Annotated in this window: 15 protein-coding genes; 8 read left to right on the top strand and 7 right to left on the bottom strand. The window is 74.5% G+C overall.

Annotation, left to right across the window (positions count from 1 at the left end):
- Positions 1-90: 90 nt before the first annotated feature.
- The 3 genes from panB (at position 91) to NI25_RS27930 (ending at position 2,977) form a co-directional block, all read left to right on the top strand.
- Positions 91-966, top strand: a complete 876-nt coding sequence (gene panB, locus NI25_RS27940) for a 3-methyl-2-oxobutanoate hydroxymethyltransferase (RefSeq protein ID WP_061445089.1) — start codon at positions 91-93, stop codon at positions 964-966.
- A 155-nt stretch (positions 967-1,121) separates the two neighbouring features.
- Complete coding sequence (locus NI25_RS27935) at positions 1,122-2,153, top strand: ATP-binding cassette domain-containing protein (protein ID WP_061447130.1); 1,032 nt, start codon at positions 1,122-1,124, stop codon at positions 2,151-2,153.
- A complete protein-coding gene (locus NI25_RS27930) occupies positions 2,150-2,977 on the top strand; it encodes an ABC transporter permease (protein WP_061445088.1) in 828 nt (275 codons plus the stop codon). The genes NI25_RS27935 and NI25_RS27930 overlap by 4 nt, the downstream gene beginning before the upstream one ends.
- A gap of 32 nt (positions 2,978-3,009) precedes the next feature.
- On the opposite strand, the gene NI25_RS27925 is transcribed toward NI25_RS27930, so the two are convergent.
- Positions 3,010-6,627, bottom strand: a complete 3,618-nt coding sequence (locus NI25_RS27925; protein WP_233520781.1) for an AfsR/SARP family transcriptional regulator — start codon at positions 6,625-6,627, stop codon at positions 3,010-3,012.
- A 194-nt stretch (positions 6,628-6,821) separates the two neighbouring features.
- Here NI25_RS27925 and NI25_RS27920 point away from each other — a divergent pair, with 194 nt between their 5' ends.
- Positions 6,822-7,619 carry a site-2 protease family protein gene (locus NI25_RS27920; protein WP_061445086.1) on the top strand — a complete coding sequence of 266 codons (798 nt, stop codon included), beginning with the start codon at positions 6,822-6,824 and terminating at the stop codon, positions 7,617-7,619.
- Positions 7,620-7,625: 6 nt separating this feature from the next.
- On the opposite strand, the gene NI25_RS27915 is transcribed toward NI25_RS27920, so the two are convergent.
- Both NI25_RS27915 and npdG read right to left on the bottom strand, forming a co-directional pair.
- The gene (locus tag NI25_RS27915; protein ID WP_061445085.1) at positions 7,626-7,814 is read right to left on the bottom strand and encodes a hypothetical protein; all 189 of its coding nucleotides are present in this window, start codon (positions 7,812-7,814) and stop codon (positions 7,626-7,628) included.
- 53 nt (positions 7,815-7,867) lie between these two features.
- Positions 7,868-8,596: an NADPH-dependent F420 reductase gene (npdG, locus tag NI25_RS27910; RefSeq protein ID WP_061445084.1), complete on the bottom strand. Its 729-nt coding sequence runs from the start codon at positions 8,594-8,596 to the stop codon at positions 7,868-7,870.
- A 131-nt stretch (positions 8,597-8,727) separates the two neighbouring features.
- Between npdG and NI25_RS27905 the strand changes: the two genes are divergently transcribed.
- Both NI25_RS27905 and NI25_RS27900 read left to right on the top strand, forming a co-directional pair.
- Complete coding sequence (locus tag NI25_RS27905) at positions 8,728-9,342, top strand: hypothetical protein (RefSeq protein WP_061445083.1); 615 nt, start codon at positions 8,728-8,730, stop codon at positions 9,340-9,342.
- 427 nt (positions 9,343-9,769) lie between these two features.
- Positions 9,770-11,041: an MFS transporter gene (locus NI25_RS27900; RefSeq protein WP_061447129.1), complete on the top strand. Its 1,272-nt coding sequence runs from the start codon at positions 9,770-9,772 to the stop codon at positions 11,039-11,041.
- Between the two features lie 33 nt (positions 11,042-11,074).
- On the opposite strand, the gene NI25_RS27895 is transcribed toward NI25_RS27900, so the two are convergent.
- The gene (locus tag NI25_RS27895) at positions 11,075-11,317 is read right to left on the bottom strand and encodes a hypothetical protein (protein WP_061445082.1); all 243 of its coding nucleotides are present in this window, start codon (positions 11,315-11,317) and stop codon (positions 11,075-11,077) included.
- 57 nt (positions 11,318-11,374) lie between these two features.
- Here NI25_RS27895 and map point away from each other — a divergent pair, with 57 nt between their 5' ends.
- Together map and NI25_RS27885 are read left to right on the top strand one after the other, a co-directional pair.
- The gene (gene map, locus NI25_RS27890; protein WP_030403983.1) at positions 11,375-12,232 is read left to right on the top strand and encodes a type I methionyl aminopeptidase; all 858 of its coding nucleotides are present in this window, start codon (positions 11,375-11,377) and stop codon (positions 12,230-12,232) included.
- A gap of 146 nt (positions 12,233-12,378) precedes the next feature.
- Positions 12,379-13,026: a heme oxygenase (biliverdin-producing) gene (locus NI25_RS27885; protein ID WP_061445081.1), complete on the top strand. Its 648-nt coding sequence runs from the start codon at positions 12,379-12,381 to the stop codon at positions 13,024-13,026.
- Position 13,027: 1 nt separating this feature from the next.
- Here the strand turns inward: NI25_RS27885 and NI25_RS27880 are convergent, their stop codons facing one another.
- The 3 genes from NI25_RS27880 to NI25_RS27870 are packed head-to-tail and all read right to left on the bottom strand — an operon-like array spanning position 13,028 to position 16,172.
- Positions 13,028-13,672 (bottom strand): PhzF family phenazine biosynthesis protein, encoded by a 645-nt coding sequence (locus NI25_RS27880; protein ID WP_061445080.1) that lies wholly within the window; start codon positions 13,670-13,672, stop codon positions 13,028-13,030.
- Positions 13,673-13,680: 8 nt separating this feature from the next.
- Complete coding sequence (locus NI25_RS27875; RefSeq protein ID WP_061445079.1) at positions 13,681-14,520, bottom strand: hypothetical protein; 840 nt, start codon at positions 14,518-14,520, stop codon at positions 13,681-13,683.
- A gap of 41 nt (positions 14,521-14,561) precedes the next feature.
- The gene (locus NI25_RS27870) at positions 14,562-16,172 is read right to left on the bottom strand and encodes an HtaA domain-containing protein (protein WP_061445078.1); all 1,611 of its coding nucleotides are present in this window, start codon (positions 16,170-16,172) and stop codon (positions 14,562-14,564) included.
- Between the last annotated feature and the right edge of the window lie 16 nt (positions 16,173-16,188).

Genomic DNA, 16,188 nt, shown 5'->3' with positions numbered 1-16,188 from the left:
CCTAGCCGCCGGGACGCCACAGGTGCCACCATGGAAGGGATCCGGGGACGCCGTCAGGGCGCCTCGAGATGACATGAAGGAGCCGTTGCCATGACGCAGCTTTCGGCTGCCCAGACGCCGCAGCGCACCCCCGCCGACGGGAGCAGGGCGCTGTACGGGGGCAGGATCAACCGCCGTATCACCGTCCGGGACATCACCGCCGCCAAGGAGCGCGGCGAGAAGTGGCCCATGCTCACCGCGTACGACGCCATGACCGCCTCCGTCTTCGACGAGTCCGGCATCCCCGTGATGCTCGTCGGGGACTCCGCGGGCAACTGCCACCTCGGCTACGAGACCACCGTGCCCGTCACCCTGGACGAGATGACGATGCTCTCGGCCGCGGTCATCCGGGGCACCAGCCGCGCCCTGATCGTGGGCGACCTGCCCTTCGGCTCCTACCAGGAGGGCCCGGTGCAGGCGCTGCGCTCGGCGACCCGGCTGGTCAAGGAGGCCGGGGTCGGGGCGGTCAAGCTGGAGGGCGGTGAGCGGTCGCACGAGCAGATCCGGCTGCTCGTCGAGTCCGGCATCCCCGTGATGGCGCACATCGGCCTCACCCCGCAGTCCGTCAACTCCATGGGGTACCGGGTGCAGGGCCGCGGCGAGGAGGCGGCCCAGCAGCTGCTGCGCGACGCCAAGGCGGTGCAGGACGCGGGCGCCTTCGCAGTCGTCCTGGAGCTGGTGCCGGCCGAGCTGGCCGCCGAGGTGACGCGGACGCTGCACATCCCGACGGTCGGGATCGGCGCGGGCCCGGACACCGACGCCCAGGTGCTGGTGTGGACCGACATGCTCGGGCTGACCGGCGGCCGGGTGCCGAAGTTCGTCAAGCAGTACGCCGACCTGCGCAAGGTCATGGGCGACGCGGCGAAGGCGTACGCCGAGGACGTCGTCGGCGGGACGTTCCCGCAGGAGGAGCACTCCGTCCACTAGCAGACCACCGCGGTACGACACCGGCCCCGCCGATCATCCCCCGTCGGCGGGGCCGAGTGGCTCCCGGGCCGGCTGTCGGCGGGATGTCGGTGGCGCGCGACGCCTGTCGGCGGGATGTCGGTGCTTTGTCGGTGGCCGCTGCCATCGTCTGGGGCATGAAGCGAATCGACGACATCCCCCGGGCCGCGGACAGCGCGGTCACCGTGCGGGGGCTGGTCAAGCACTACGGCGAGACCAAGGCGCTGGACGGCGTCGACCTGGACGTGCGCGAGGGCACCGTGATGGGCGTGCTCGGACCGAACGGCGCCGGCAAGACCACCCTCGTACGCATCCTGTCCACCCTCATCACCCCCGACTCCGGCCAGGCGCACGTCGCCGGGTACGACGTCGTGCGGCAGCCGCGGCAGCTGCGCCGGGTCATCGGGCTGACCGGGCAGTACGCCTCCGTGGACGAGAAGCTCCCCGGCTGGGAGAACCTCTACATGATCGGCCGGCTGCTCGACCTGTCCCGCCGGGACGCCCGCGCCCGCGCCGACGAGCTGCTGGAGCGGTTCTCGCTCACCGAGGCCGGCAAGCGGCCCGCGTCCACCTACTCCGGCGGCATGCGGCGCCGGCTCGACCTGGCCGCCTCCATGATCGGGCACCCGGCCGTGCTGTTCCTGGACGAGCCCACCACCGGCCTTGACCCGCGCACCCGCAACGAGGTGTGGGACGAGGTCAAGCGCATGGTCGGCGACGGCGTGACCGTGCTGCTGACCACCCAGTACATGGAGGAGGCCGAGCAGCTCGCCTCCGAGCTGACCGTCGTGGACCGCGGCAAGGTCATCGCGAACGGCGGCATCGAGGAGCTGAAGGCCAAGGTGGGCGGCCGCACCCTGCGGGTCCGCCCGGCCGACCCGCTCCAGCTGCGCCCGCTCGCCGCCTACCTGGACGAGCTCGGCATCACCGGGCTCGCCAACACCACGGTGGACACCGAGCGCGGTGCCGTCCTGGTGCCGATCCTCAGCGACGAGCAGCTGACGGCCGTGGTCGGCGCGGTCACCGCGCGCGGCATCACCGTCTCCGCCGTCACCACCGAACTGCCCAGCCTGGACGAGGTCTTCCTGTCCCTCACCGGCCACCGCGCCAGTGCCCCGCAGGACCCCGCGCCCGCCACCGACGACGCCCGCGAGGAGGTCGCCGCATGAGCGCCGCCACCACCACCCCGCCCGCTCCCGCCCTCACCCCCGACGCGCGGATCTCGCTGCGCGCGCACGTCCGGCACACCGGGGCCCTGGTCCGCCGCAACCTGCTGTGGATCCGGCAGGACCCCGAGTCGATGTTCGACGCGCTGCTGATGCCGATCGTCTTCACCCTGCTGTTCGTGTACGTCTTCGGCGGGTCGATCGGCCAGGCCCTGGGCGGCGGGCAGGACGGCTATGTGCAGTACGTGATCCCCGGCATGATCGCGATGATGAGCATGACGCTGTCCCAGGGGGTCGGCACCGGCTTCAGCCAGGACTTCAACTCCGGTGTCATGGACCGTTTCCGGTCGCTGCCGATCGGGCGCGGCTCGGTGCTCTTCGCCAAGATCGCGGTCGAGATGGCGCGGATGCTGTTCGCCACCACGGTGCTGATGATCGTCGCCGTCCTGGTCGGCTTCGACATCGACCACTGGGCCGGGCTGTTCGCGGCGGTGGGTCTGTCCGCGGTGTTCGCCTCGTCGATCATGTGGGTGTTCCTCACCCTGGGCGTGGTCCTGAAGAACGCGCAGTCCGTGCAGGCGATGGGCTTCATGGTGCTCTTCCCGCTGCAGTTCGGCTCGTCGATCTTCGCGCCGACGCAGTCGATGCCGGGCTGGCTGCAGTCCTTCACCGACTACAACCCGCTGTCCACGCTCGCCGACGCGGCACGCGGGCTGATGGTGGGCGGCCCCGTGGCCCACGACCTGTGGATCACGCTCGGCTGGGCGGTGGCGATCACGGCGGTGATGGCGCCGGTCGCCATCCACAAGTTCCGTACGAAGACCTGAGCGTGGCGCGGGCTCCGTACGGCTCGTGCGGGTCAGACGAGGGCGGCGGCCTCCCCGGCGGAGAGCCTGCCGCCCTCGGCGTACGCGGCGTCGTACGCCTCGGGGCCGAGCGCCTCGCGGACCCGCTCGACGGCCCGTTCGCGCGCGTCGCGCTCCATGCCCGTCGACACGTGGCCCGGCGGCAGCAGGGCGTCGGCGGCGCCCAGGCAGCGCGCCCCGTCCTCGGCCAGGCGCCGGTCGCCCAGGCGGGCCATCGCCATCGCGGCGACGGTCAGGTAGGCGGAGCGCATGTGCGGGGCGATGGCCGTCGCCAGCGGGTCCTCGGCCCGTTCGAGCGACCGGCGGACCTTGGCCAGGCACTCCTCGTGCCGGCCCTCCAGCGTGGCGATCCACGCCTCAGCGGCGAGGATGAAGGCGTCGAAGACCACGAAGTGGGCGATGGAGAACTCCTCGCGCAGCAGCCGCAGCTGTTCGCCGGCCTCGGCGGTCCGCCCGGTCGTGCCGAGCCGCCCGGCGAGGAACAGCCGGGCGGCGGGCATCGCGCCGTTGTGACCCGTCCCCCGGGTGCGTTCGATGACGTCGCGCAGGATGCGCTCGCCCTCCTCGTACGCGCCCGCCTCCAGCAGCACACTGCCGAGGCGGGCGTCGAGGATGTCCACCTGGGCGTGGGCGCCGAGCCGCTCGGCGTGCCGCGCGGCGGCCCGGTAGTCCTCGGCGGCGAGCTCGTACTCGCCGACGCGCTCGCGGGCCTCGGCACGTCCGGAGAGGGCCTCGGCCATGCCCCAGGCGTCGCCGAGGCGGCGGTAGATCTCCAGCGACTCGTCGGCGTCGCGGAGCGCGTCGCCCGCCCAGTCGGTGCGGTTGGCGAGCATCTGGGCGCGCATCTGCAGGCCGCCGGCCAGCTCCCACTCGTAGCCCGGGGTGTCGCGGCAGGTGCGCAGGGTGGCGTCCATGATCTCGCGCAGCCGGGTCATGTCGCCGGTGAGCATGACGGCGAAGAACCAGAGCAGGCCGGGGCTGGAGCAGGTCTGCGGCATTCCCGGCTCGTACGTGTCCGCGATGACGCGCAGCTTGCGCTGGGACGCCGGGTTCTGCCACGCGTCCAGTTCGGTGTCCATGCAGGCCAGGTGGGCCAGGTGGACCCCGCGGCGGGCCTCGGCGAGGACCTCGCCGGTCATCGGGGGCGGGGCGGAGGTGCAGCGCTCCCACAGCGGCCGGGCGGGGCGGACCGGTTCGGCGAAGGGGTCCGGGCCGAGCGCCATGACCTCGGCGAACCAGTTCCGGGCCTCGACCCGCAGGTCGCGCATCTGCCAGTACCAGACCAACGACAGCGCCAGGCACAGTGCCTCCTGCTCGTCGCGCTCGGCGACGGCGTGGCGCAGGGCGGTGCGCAGGTTCTCGTACTCGCGCTCCAGCCGCTCGATGGCGGCGAGCTGCTGCGGTCCGCGAAGCAACGGGTCGGTGGTGCGGGCGAGTTCGCGGTAGTACGTGAGGTGGGCGCGGGCGGCCGCCGGGCGGGTGCCGGCCTCGTCGAGGCGCTCGCCCGCGTACTCGGCGACGGTCTCCAGGAGCCGGTAGCGCATGCCGTCGCCATCGCTCCGGTCGGTCACGGGGGTGGCCACGACGAGGGACTTGTCGACGAGGGAGCCGAGGGCGTCCAGCGCGGCGGGCCCGCACACGGCCTCGGCGGCGGCGAGGTCGCAGCCGCCCGCGAAGACCGACAGCCGTCCCAGGACGTCGCGTTCGTCCTCGTCGAGCAGGTCCCAGGACCAGTCGACGACCGCGCGCAGGGTCTGCTGGCGGGGCAGGACGGTGCGGCTGCCGGAGGTGAGCAGGCGGAAGCGGTCGTCGAGCCGGTCGGCGATCTGGCGCGGGGTGAGCATCCGGAGCCGGGCTGCGGCCAGTTCGATGGCGAGCGGCAGTCCGTCGAGGCGGCGGCAGATCTCGGCGCAGGCGGCGGCGGTCTCCTCGTCGGCGTCGACGCGGAAGCCGGGGCGGGCGGCGGCGCCCCGGTCCGCGAGCAGCCGCAGCGCGGCGGGTTCGGGCAGCGGCTCGACGGGGCGCAGCGACTCCCCCGGTACGCCGAGGGGTTCGCGGCTGGTGGCGAGGACGGTGAGGTGGGGGCAGCGGGCGAGGAGTTCCTCGGTGAGGCGGGCGGCGGCTTCGACGACGTGCTCGCAGTTGTCGAGGACGATCAGCATGCGGCGCCGGCCGCAGTGCTCGACGAGCCGCTCGACGGCGGTGTCCTGTCCCTCGGAGGCGGTGACGGCCCGCATCTCCTCGGCGCCGGCGCGGTAGAGCACGGTCTCGCGGGCGCCGACGGCGGTCAGGACGGCCTCCGGTACGTCGGCGGGGTCGTCGACGGGCGCCAGCTCGGCCAGCCACACGCCGTCGGGCGCGGTGTCCCCGGCCCCCTCGGCGGCCTCCTGCGACAGCCGGGTCTTGCCGGCCCCGCCGGGCCCGAGGAGGGTGACGAGCCGGGTGGTCGCCAGGTCGGCGCGCAGGGTCTCCAGGTCACCGTCCCGGCCGACGAAGGAGGTGAGCCGGGCCCGGAGGTTGCCCCGGGGGCGGATTCCCTCCGGGGCGGGCGCGGGGACCCCGGCGGCTGCTTCCGGCGGCGTCGCGGACGCGGGGCCGGTGGCGGGCGCGGACGCGGGGCCGGTGGCGGACGCGGGCGCCGTGCGGGCGGCGGCTGCCGTGCCGGAGACCGGTCCGGTGCCGGAGACGGCTGCCCTGCCGGAGGCAGGCGCCGCGCCGTGGGGCCCGTGTGCCGTCTCGGTGGCGGGGCCGCTTCCCGGGGCGGGCGCCGCGGCGCCTCCCGGGGCCGGGCCGGAGTCGGCCCCGGACGCCGTACCCGGGCCGCCGCCGGATGCCGGTCCCGACCCCGGCGCTGGAACCGGAGCCGGTGGCGTGGTCGTGGGTGCCGGGGCCGTCGGGCTGAGCAGTTCGGCGTGGAGGGCCCGCAGCTCCGGGCCCGGGTCCGTGCCGAGGCGGTCGGCGAGGAGGTGGCGTACGACCTCGTAGGCGGCCAGGGCCTCGGCGGCGCGGCCGGTGTCGCGCAGGGCGCGCAGCCGCAGCGCCTGGAGGGGCTCGTCCAGGGGGTGGCCGTCGCACAGGGCGGTCAGCTCGGGCAGGGAGTGCTCGGCCTGTCCGAGGTCCAGGGCGGCGGTGTGGCGGGCGCGCAGGACGTCGACGTGCCGCATCTCCCAGCGGGCCGCCTCCGCGGTGCGGTCGGGCAGGTCGGCGAGGACGGGGCCGTGCCACAGCGCGAGGGCGTCGTCGAGTACCTCGGCCGCCTTCGCGGGGTCGCCGTCGGCGAGGGCGCGGGTGCCCTCACCGGCGAGCCGGTCGAAGCGGTGCAGGTCGACGTCGTCCGGTGGGGCGGTGAGCCGGTAGCCGCCGTCGGCCGAGGCGACCGCTTCCGCGCCCAGCGCGCGGCGCAGCCGTCCGACCAGTGCCTGCAGGGCGCCCGGTGCGTCGGCGGGCGGCTCCCCGTTCCACACCTCCTCGACCAGCAGCCCGGCCGGGACGGCGCGGCCGGCCCGGAGGGCGAGCACGGTCAGCAGGGCACGCAGCCGCGCCCCGCCGAGCGGAACGGCGGTGCCGTCGGGGCGGAGTGCTCGTGTGGTGCCGAGGATGCGATAGCGCACGGGCCCATTGTCCCTGCTGCCGTCGGAGCCGGTCACGGGGTTTTGGCCGCGCGGCGTGGCCGGCCTCCGCCCCTCGCCGTTCCGCTCCGGAACGACCGCCGCCCGCGAGACGTTTCCCCCGTGCGCCCGGTACGGTCGGGCAGTCCCGCACCCCGCGGGTGCCCGTCACGCGGGCCCGACAGTCAGGGAGTTCCATGTCGACCGCCACCGCCCGCCCCAGTGACCGGAGGATCAGTCCCGTCTTCCTCGGGATCGTCGCCGTCGCCGCGGTCACGGGCTGGGCCACCTGGACCGGGTTCGCCGAGCAGCCGGGGCTCGCCGTGTTCCTGTTCGTGACGGCCGCGTGGGTCGTCTCGCTGTGCCTGCACGAGTACGCGCACGCCCGCACCGCGCTGCACAGCGGCGACATCTCGGTCGGCGCGAAGGGCTACCTCACGCTCAACCCGGTGAAGTACACGCACGCGCTGCTCAGCATCGTCCTCCCCGTCCTCTTCGTGATCATGGGCGGGATCGGGCTGCCCGGCGGTGCCGTCTTCATCGAGCGCGGGCGGATCAGGGGACGGTGGCGGCACAGCCTCATCTCGGCGGCGGGGCCGCTGACGAACGTGCTGTTCGCCGTCGTGTGCACGGCGCCGTTCTGGCTGGACGCGCTGGACGGCGTGCCGCTCGACTTCCGCCTCGCGCTGGCCTTCCTGGCGCTGCTCCAGGTCACGGCCGCGATCCTGAACTTCCTGCCGGTGCCGGGCCTGGACGGCTACGGCGTGATCGAGCCGTGGCTGTCGTACAACGTGCGGCGGCAGGTGGAGCCGCTCGCGCCGTTCGGGCTGCTGCTGGTGTTCGCGCTGCTGTGGATCCCGGCGCTCAACGGCGTCTTCTTCGACGCGGTGGACGCGCTGCTGCGGGGCCTCGGGATCGGCGAGATCGACACGTACTGCGGCTTCGAGCTGTACCGCTTCTGGCAGACCGACCCGCTGTGCACGCCGGGCGGCTGACGCCGCTCAGGAGGCGGCGGACGCGCGCCGGGCGTCCCGGCCGCGCTTGACGTAGTACCAGCACATGTTGGACGAGAGCCCCGACAGCAGCACCCACACGACGCCGATCACGATGCCGCCCCGCACGAAGGAGACGACGGCGGCGGCCACGGCGAGGACGCAGAAGGCCAGGGCGTAGAGGGCGAGGCGGGGCATGGGAACGGCTCCTGTCGGGGGGACACTGATGCCCACCAGTGTCCCCCATCGCCTCATACGTCCGTGACGCGGAGCCCGGCGTGTGCCTTGTAGCGGCGGTTGACGGAGATCAGGTTGGCGACCAGCGACTCGACCTGGTGGGCGTTGCGCAGCCGCCCGGCGAAGACGCCGCGCATGCCGGCGACGCGGCCCGCGAGGGCCTGCACGATCTCCACGTCGGCGCGCGCCTCGCCGAGCACCATCACGTCGGTGTCGATCTCGTCGATCTCCGGGTCCTGGAGGAGGACCGCCGAGAGGTGGTGGAAGGCGGCGGCGACCCGGCTGTCCGGCAGCAGGGCGGCGGCCTGCTCGGCGGCGCTGCCCTCGTCGGGCTTGAGCGCGTAGGCGCCCTTCTTGTCGAAGCCGAGCGGGTTGACGCAGTCGACGACGAGCTTGCCCGCCAGCTCCGCGCGCAGGGATTCGAGGGTCTTGGCGTGGCCGTCCCACGGCACGGCGACGATGACGACGTCGCTGCGGCGGGCGGTCTCGGCGTTGTCGGCGCCCTCGACGCCGTACCCGATCTCCTCGGCGGCGGCCTCGGCGCGCTCGGCGGCGCGGGAGCCGACGATCACCTTCTGGCCGGCCTTGGCGAGGCGGTAGGCGAGGCCCTTGCCCTGGGGCCCCGTGCCGCCGAGTACGCCGACGACCAGCCCGGAGACGTCGGGCAGGTCCCAGGGATCCTTGGCCGGAGCCTTGGCGGGGGCCTTCTGTGCGGCGCTGTCCGCACTGTCGGTAGAGGTCATGGGGGCGACCCTACGTCCGCGACGGCCCGCCCGGGAGTACGGGTCCCGCCCGGTGGAAGACGGTCCCCGGCCGGGTGAATCCGGGGCGAACGCCGGACCGCGCGGACGCGGCTGCGGCAGGATGCGGCCGCATGGACGCCGTACGGGTCGCGCTGCTGCGGGAAGTGCTCGCCGGGACCGAGTGGCTGGGGGCCACCCGGTCCTTCGCGGGGGCGTTGCGCGGATCGGTGGTGCCGCACGGGGGCGGTCTGCTGCTGGTGGGCACCCCCGGGTACGAGCCCTGGCACCTGGCGGCGCACCTGGTGGACGAGGCCGCCTGGTCGGGGACGCCGGAGCTGGCGCCCACGCTGGTGCGGCACGGAGCGCGCCCCTCGGACCCGGCGCATCTCGCGGTCGGTCTCGGGCGGCTGGCGGCGGCCCGGCGCGGGGAGACGCTGCTGGTGGTGACGCCCGACGACCCCGGCGCCGGACTTCTGGAGCGGGTGCACGACGCCCGCCGGGCGGGTGCGACGGTGCTGGCGCTGGGCACCGACCGGGAGCCGGGCGAGCGGGAGCTGACGGCGATGGCGCACGAGACGCTGACCGTGCCGGACGGCGCCGAGCTGGACCTGGACACGGTGCAGCACCTGGTCAGCGCGTCGGCCGGGGAGAACGCGGTGCCGCCGCCCCGGGGCCGCCGCCGCTTCCGGGACCGCCTGTCCCGCCTGGCCGACCACCTGACGGCGCCGCCGCCGTCGGGGTGGTGACCCCCGTCGGAGAACGGGCTGCCCCGCCGCCGGCCCCGGACCACGCGCCCCTGTCCGGCCCGGCCGGCTCCGGGCGGCACCGCCGCCGCCCGGCTGATCACCAACCCGCCGCCGCACATCGCCGGTCACCCTCCGCTCCCCGCGCCGCCCGGAACCGCCCCGCCGCCGGTTCCGGGACCGCTCGTCCCGCCCGGCCGAGCAGCCGGCCGCGCCGCCGCGGTCCGACCGGCGACCGGCGCCGTCCGGCCGGAGACCGGCGCCGTCCGGCCGGTGGCCGACGCCCGGTGACCACGCCGCGAAAACCGGTTGCCCGTGCTCGGGCGCCGCCGGACGATGACCCCTCGTGACCGAGACCTCCCCCACCGACACACCCGCCGACGCCCCCGCCGGCAGCCCCACGGGCACGCCCGCCGATCCGCCCGCCGGCCTGCGCGCCCTGCTGCCCGACCTCTCCCCCTGGCGGGCCTCCCGGGACTTCCGGCGGCTGTGGGTCTCCGGTCTGATCACGAACTTCGGGAGCTTCCTGACGTTCGTCGCGCTTCCGGTGCAGATCAAGGAGCTGACGGGGTCGGCGGCGGCGGTCGGCGCGATCGGTGCCGTGGAGCTGGTGCCGCTGGTGGTCTTCGGGCTGTACGGCGGCGCGCTGGCCGACGCCTGGGACAAGCGGAAGCTGATCGTGTGGACGGAGGCCGGTCAGGGCGTGCTGTGCGCGGCGCTGCTGGTCAACGCGCTGCTGCCGAGCCCGGCCGTGTGGCCGCTGTACGTGATCGCCGCGTTCACCTCGGCGCTGGGCGCGGTCCAGCGCCCGGCCCTGGACTCGCTGATCCCGCGGATCGTGGCCCACGAGCACCTGCCCGCCGCCGCCTCGCTGAACGCGCTGCGCTGGCAGGTCGGCGGCATCGCCGGACCGGCGCTGGCCGGCGTGGTGGTGGCGTACGCGGGTCTCGGCTGGGCGTACGCGGTGGACCTGGCCACCTTCGCCGCCTCCGTGGCCCTGGTGGCGGGCCTCGCCTCCTCCCCGGCCTCGCACGAGGCGGGCAGGCCGTCGTGGGCGGCGATCGCCGAGGGCGCCCGGTACGCGTGGAGCCGCAAGGAACTGCTGGGCACGTACGCGGTCGACGTCGCGGCGATGCTGCTGGCGATGCCGCTCGCGGTACTGCCGTTCCTGGCCGACGAGTTGGACGCCGAGTGGTCGCTCGGCATGATGTACGCGGCGATCCCGGCGGGCTCGTTGCTGGTGAGCGTGAGCAGCGGCTGGACCTCGCGGGTGCACCGGCACGGGCGGATGGTGGTGCTGGCGGCGGCCGGGTGGGGTCTGGCGATCGCCGCCGCGGGCTTCGCCGGGAACGTGTGGCTGGTGCTGCTGTGCTTCGTCCTCGCCGGGGCCTGCGACATGGTCAGCGGCGTCTTCCGCAGCGCGATGTGGAACCAGACCGTCCCGGACGAGCTGCGCGGCCGGCTCGCCGGGATCGAGCTGCTGTCGTACTCGGTGGGCCCGCAGCTCGGCCAGGTCCGGGCGGGCGGCACGGCCGCGCTCGCCGGGGTGCGGGCCTCGGTGTGGTCGGGCGGGCTGCTGTGCGCGGGCGCGGTGGGGCTGCTGGCGCTGTGCCTGCCGACGATGATGACGTACGACGCGCGGACGAACGAGCACGCGGTGCGGCTGCGCGAGAGGCGCGCAGCCGACGCCGCGAGCGGGTGAGCGGCCCGCGCGCGCGGCCGGCTCCGCGCCTGCTCAGTCGTCCCGGTCGCCGTCGGCGCTTCCCGTCGGGGAGGCGTCGTGCCACTTGGGGTCGTTCTCCCACTCGAGGTTGCGCTCGCGGGCCGTCTGCATCGCGTGCTCGGCCTCCGTGCGGGAGGCGTACGGCCCGAAGCGGTCCCGGCCCGGGCAGTCCGGGCCCTCCTCGACCTTCCGGTGCTCCAGGCAGTAGTACCACTCGCCCGGTTTGCCGACCGTGCGCTTCTTGAACAGGGCCATGGACAGCTCCTCTCGCCACCGACATGTTCCCCCATGCGTGCTGGTTAGACTCGCTGCATGTCTGGCCAGTCGCTGCTCGTCCCAGGGGAGCTGTCCCCCACCCGTTCCGTGCCCGGAAACATCCGCAGGCCCGAGTACGTCGGCAAACCCGCGCCGACGCCGTACACCGGTCCGGAGGTGCAGACACCCGAGACCGTCGAGGCGATGCGCGTGGCCGGGCGGATCGCGGCGCGGGCGATGGAGGAGGCCGCGAAGCACATCGCGCCCGGCGTGACGACGGACGAACTGGACCGGGTGGCACACGAGTACATGTGCGACCACGGCGCCTACCCGTCCACGCTCGGCTACCGGGGCTACCCCAAGTCCCTGTGCAGCTCGGTCAACGAGGTCATCTGCCACGGCATCCCCGACTCCACGGTGCTGCGCGACGGCGACATCGTGAACCTGGACGTGACGGCGTACATCGGCGGCGTGCACGGCGACAACAACGCGACCTACCTGGTCGGCGACGTGGACGAGGAGAGCCGGCTGCTGGTCGAGCGGACCCGGGAGTCGCTGGCCCGCGCGATCAAGGCGGTCAAGCCGGGCCGGCAGATCAACATCATCGGCCGGGTCATCGAGTCGTACGCGAAGCGGTTCGGGTACGGGGTGGTGCGGGACTTCACCGGCCACGGCATCAACACGTCGTTCCACTCCGGGCTCATCGTCCCGCACTACGACAGCCCGCACGCGACGACCGTCATGCAGCCCGGGATGACCTTCACGATCGAGCCGATGCTGACGCTGGGGACCCACGAGTACGACATGTGGGACGACGGCTGGACGGTCGTGACGAAGGACCGCAGGCGCACGGCGCAGTTCGAGCACACGCTGGTGGTGACGGACTCGGGCGCGGACATCCTGACGCTGCCCTGACAGACACCGATACACGTCGCACCTCGTTCGACGGCCCGCTCTCCCCGGAGGGCGGGCCGTTTCGCGTCCGGGTGGGTACGCTTTTACCGACAGTCCGTCGGCAAGCCTATTGACTTAGGTAAGCCTAACCATAGAAAATCACGCTCATGGACTCCTTCTCGACGCTCATCCGCACCGCTTCCCACGAGCAGCACGTGGAGGCGGAGACCTCGACGTTCATGAGCGACCTGCTCGGCGGCCGGCTCGGCGTCGACGCGTACGCGCGCTACACCGAGCAGCTGTGGTTCGTCTACGAAGCCCTGGAGACCGCCGCAGGCCGGCTGGCGACCGACCCGGTGGCCGGACCGTTCGTCCGGCCGGAGCTGCTGCGGCTGGCCTCACTGGAGCGGGACCTGGCGCACCTGCGCGGCGCGGACTGGCGCGCGGGGCTGACCGCCCTGCCCGCGACCGAGGCGTACGCGGCCCGGGTGCGCGAGTGCGCCGAGGAGTGGCCGGCGGGGTACGTCGCCCACCACTACACGCGCTATCTCGGCGACCTGTCGGGCGGGCAGATCATCCGCGACAAGGCCGAACGGACCTGGGGCTTCGCCAGGAAGGGCGACGGGGTCCGCTTCTACGTCTTCGAGGAGATCTCCAACCCGGCCGCCTTCAAGCGGGAGTACCGCGACCTGCTGGACGGCATCCGCGCGGACGACCTGGAGAAGCAGCGGGTCGTCGCCGAGTGCAAGCGCGCCTTCGCCCTGAACACGGCGGTCTTCCGGGCGCTCGGCGAGGAGTTCCCGCTGTCCGCCTGAGTCACCGCTCCAGGCGCACCCGCCCGCCGATCTCGACCCAGCCCTCGGGCTGCGGAGCGGTGAGGATCTGGGAGCCGACGCCCTGGGTGATGTTGAGGGCGCGGCCCAGCCGTGCGGTCAGCAGCAGCGCCGCCGCCCCGGTCGCCTCGTCCTCGTCGATGCCGTCGTCGCGCCCCGGGAAGGCGCGGGCGCGCACCCGGCCCGCCGCCTCGTCCTCCCACGCCCAGGCGTAGACCCACTCCCCTTTCGGGGGCACGGGGAGGTCGTCGACCTCGGCGACGGTGGCGTACTGGCGCAGGGTGCGCGGCGTGGCCCACTCGGGCCGGGCCTCGATCCAGCTGAACTCGCCGTCGAGCCGGGCGCCCACCACCCCGGCCCGCGTGACGAGTTCGGGCACGTCGAGCAGCCACGCGGTGCCGACGCAGGGGTGGCCGGCGAAGGGCAGCCGCAGGGTGGGCGTGTAGATGTCGACGACGCCGCGCTCGGGGTCGTCGACGAACACGGTCTCGCTGAAGCCGAGTTTGGCGGCCAGCTCCTGCCGCCGCTCGGGCTCCGGCAGTACGGATCCGTCCCGGACGACGCCCAGTTCGTTGCCGTATCCGCCGTTGGGCGCGCAGAAGACGCGCAGCACGTCGTAGTCGGTCACCGGGGCATTCAAGCATCGTCCGCGGGCGGCCAGAGCGGGGTGGGGCTCTCGTCGTACGGGAGGGCGGCGAGCGCGTCCGCGTACCCGCGCTCCAGGGCGGCGCGTTGGCGTTCGGTTCCCGGTCCGGCGGGGTGCTCCGACAGCCGGGACATCCGCTCCGCGTGCCCCTCGGCGACCGCGTCGGCGGTCCGGCGCCACTCCGTCTCGTCCGGCAGCCGGGCCAGCACCGTGCAGGCCGGTTCGGTGCCCTCCGCCAGCGCCGCCACGGCCCGGTCGTGCCCGTCCAGGATCAGCCAGCCGTCGAGGAAGGACACCCACCACAGGAGGACCGGGGCGAGCGTGCCGTCCCGGGCGTGCTTGCGGTACGCCTTCACGCGCGGCGCGTCGGGCGGGGAGAGCGGGCGCAGGGGCAGGACGCCGTGCCAGCCGCCTCCGCAGAGCAGTTCGAGGACGGTGTCGGGCCAGTCCCGTACGAAGTCCGCGCTCCAGATTCCCGGAGCGAACGACGCGCGTGCCGTGAGCGACCAGCGTCCGTCGTGCAGCGGCCCGTGGGGGGTGTCCTCCAGCCACCGGGCGCAGCGGTGGCGCCAGTCGGTGTCCGCGGTACGCATCCACGCGGCGCGCAGGGGCGGAAGCGGGGAGCGGTGGCCGGGCAGGCGGCGCAGGCGCAGCTCGCGACAGCAGCCGTCGCCGTGCCACCGGGCCCGGGTGAGGGGGCGGTCGTCCTGGTGGAGCGTGGGCGGACCGCCGTCCCGGGCCCGGACGAAGCGCAGCGGTGGCGGGCCGGGGCGGCCCCGGACGTCCAGGACCAGGGGTCCCCCGGTCGCTTCCCGCACCGCCCGCTCCATGCGGCCAGTATCGGGTCCCAGCCGCCCCGGCCCGCAAGGGATTACTCGGCGGACCGCCCCTGGGTCCGCCGCCTGCGCGTCGCGTACACCGTGCCCGCGCCGGCCACGACCGCGGCGCCGGCCGCCGCGCCCAGCGCCGGGCCGGGTATGTCCGAGCCGGTGGAGGCGAGGCTGCCGCCGCCGAGGGAACCGCCGGTGGTCGTGCCGGTGCCGCCGACGGTCGATCCGGTGCCTGCGGCGGTGTCCGTGCCCCCGCCGGTGGAGCCGCCCGCCGTGCCGGAGCCGCCGGACGTGTCCGAGCCGTCGCCGTCCGGCAGCCGGGCGTCGTCGCTGAGGGCCACCGACAGGTCGACGGTGTCGAGCGCGGTGCCCGCCTGGTAGAAGTCGCCGAAGGCCTTGGCGCCGGCCGCGGTGAGCGTGGCGGCGACGTCGTCCACGGTGATGACGTCCCGTGCGGCCTCCAGGTCGCCGGACTTCGCCTCGAGGTCGGCCAGCACCACGCCCTTGGTCTGCGTGCCGAGGCTGTTCACATCGGCGCTGAGCGTGCCGGTGCCGCCGTCGAGAGTGGCCTTGAGGTTGCTCAGCGTCAGGTCGAGGCCGTAGGTGCCGCCCGACTCGTGGCCCCTGAAGTTGACGGCGCCCTTGTAGGCGGCGGTCAGCTTGCCGGCGTCGGTGTCGTAGGTGCCGGTGGCGTCCTTGAAGGTGAACGCGCCGTTCCCGGCGGCCTGGGCGGCACCGCCGGAGACGGTGACCCGGCCCTTGGCGACGTTGCCGACGACGTAGGCGCGGAAGGACTCCTTCACGCCCCAGCCGAGGGTGCCGTCGGCGATCTCGCCCTTGGCGGGGGCCGTGCTCGCGGGCGCGGAGGGCGAGGCGCTGGTGCTCGTCGCGGGGCTCGGCTCCCGGGTGGCCGGCGTGGTCTGCGGGCCGGTCGGTTCCGGGTCGGTGGTCGGCTCCTCGGAGGCTTCCGGGGTGGTGGGTTCTCCGGTGGGACCGGTCGTGGGACCGGTGGTGGGCCCGGTCGTGGGCCCGGTGGTGGGCCCGGTGGTGGGCTCCGTGGTCGGCGGCGTCTTCCTGACCACCGTCAGCGGGTCTCCCGCCGCGCCCGCGTAGCCCGCGCTGCCGAGGTACTCGCCCGCCTCGGCGGTGAGGGTGGTCGCCATGCCGGTCATCGCGCGGGTCACGGCGACCTTGGCGAGCGGCACGTCGTCGCCCTTCTTGGTGGGCGTCGCGCCGGAGGTGTCGACCGTGGTCACGTCGGCGGTGATCTCACCGGCGCCGCTGTCGAAGCGCACGTCGGTGAGCGTGACCTCGAAGTGGTGCGCGGCGGAGGCGCTCACCAGCTTGCCCTGGAAGGCGAGGTCGACGGTGTGCGCCGTGGTGTCGTAGGTGCCGGTGCCCCCGGTGAAGGTGAAGGCGCCGTTGCCCGCGGCCTGGCCGGCGCCCTCGGAGGCGGTGAAGCTGCCGAACATGCCGACGTACGTCCGGTAGGACTGCTTGATCCCCCAGGTCAACTCGTAGTCGGCGAGCGGGGCTTCGGCCGCCGAGGCGGTGGTGGCGCCGCCCAGTGCGGCGAGCGCGGTCGCGCCGAGGGCGGTGGCCGTGGCGACGGCGGCGGCGAGTGCGGTGGAGCGGCGTCGTCTGACGGGCATGGCTCGGTTCTCCTGG

Source organism: Streptomyces sp. CCM_MD2014 (assembly GCF_000772045.1).
Lineage (GTDB): Bacteria > Actinomycetota > Actinomycetes > Streptomycetales > Streptomycetaceae > Streptomyces > Streptomyces salinarius.
Note: the sequence above shows the minus strand (reverse complement) of the source record. Positions and strands in the feature narration are given on the sequence as shown.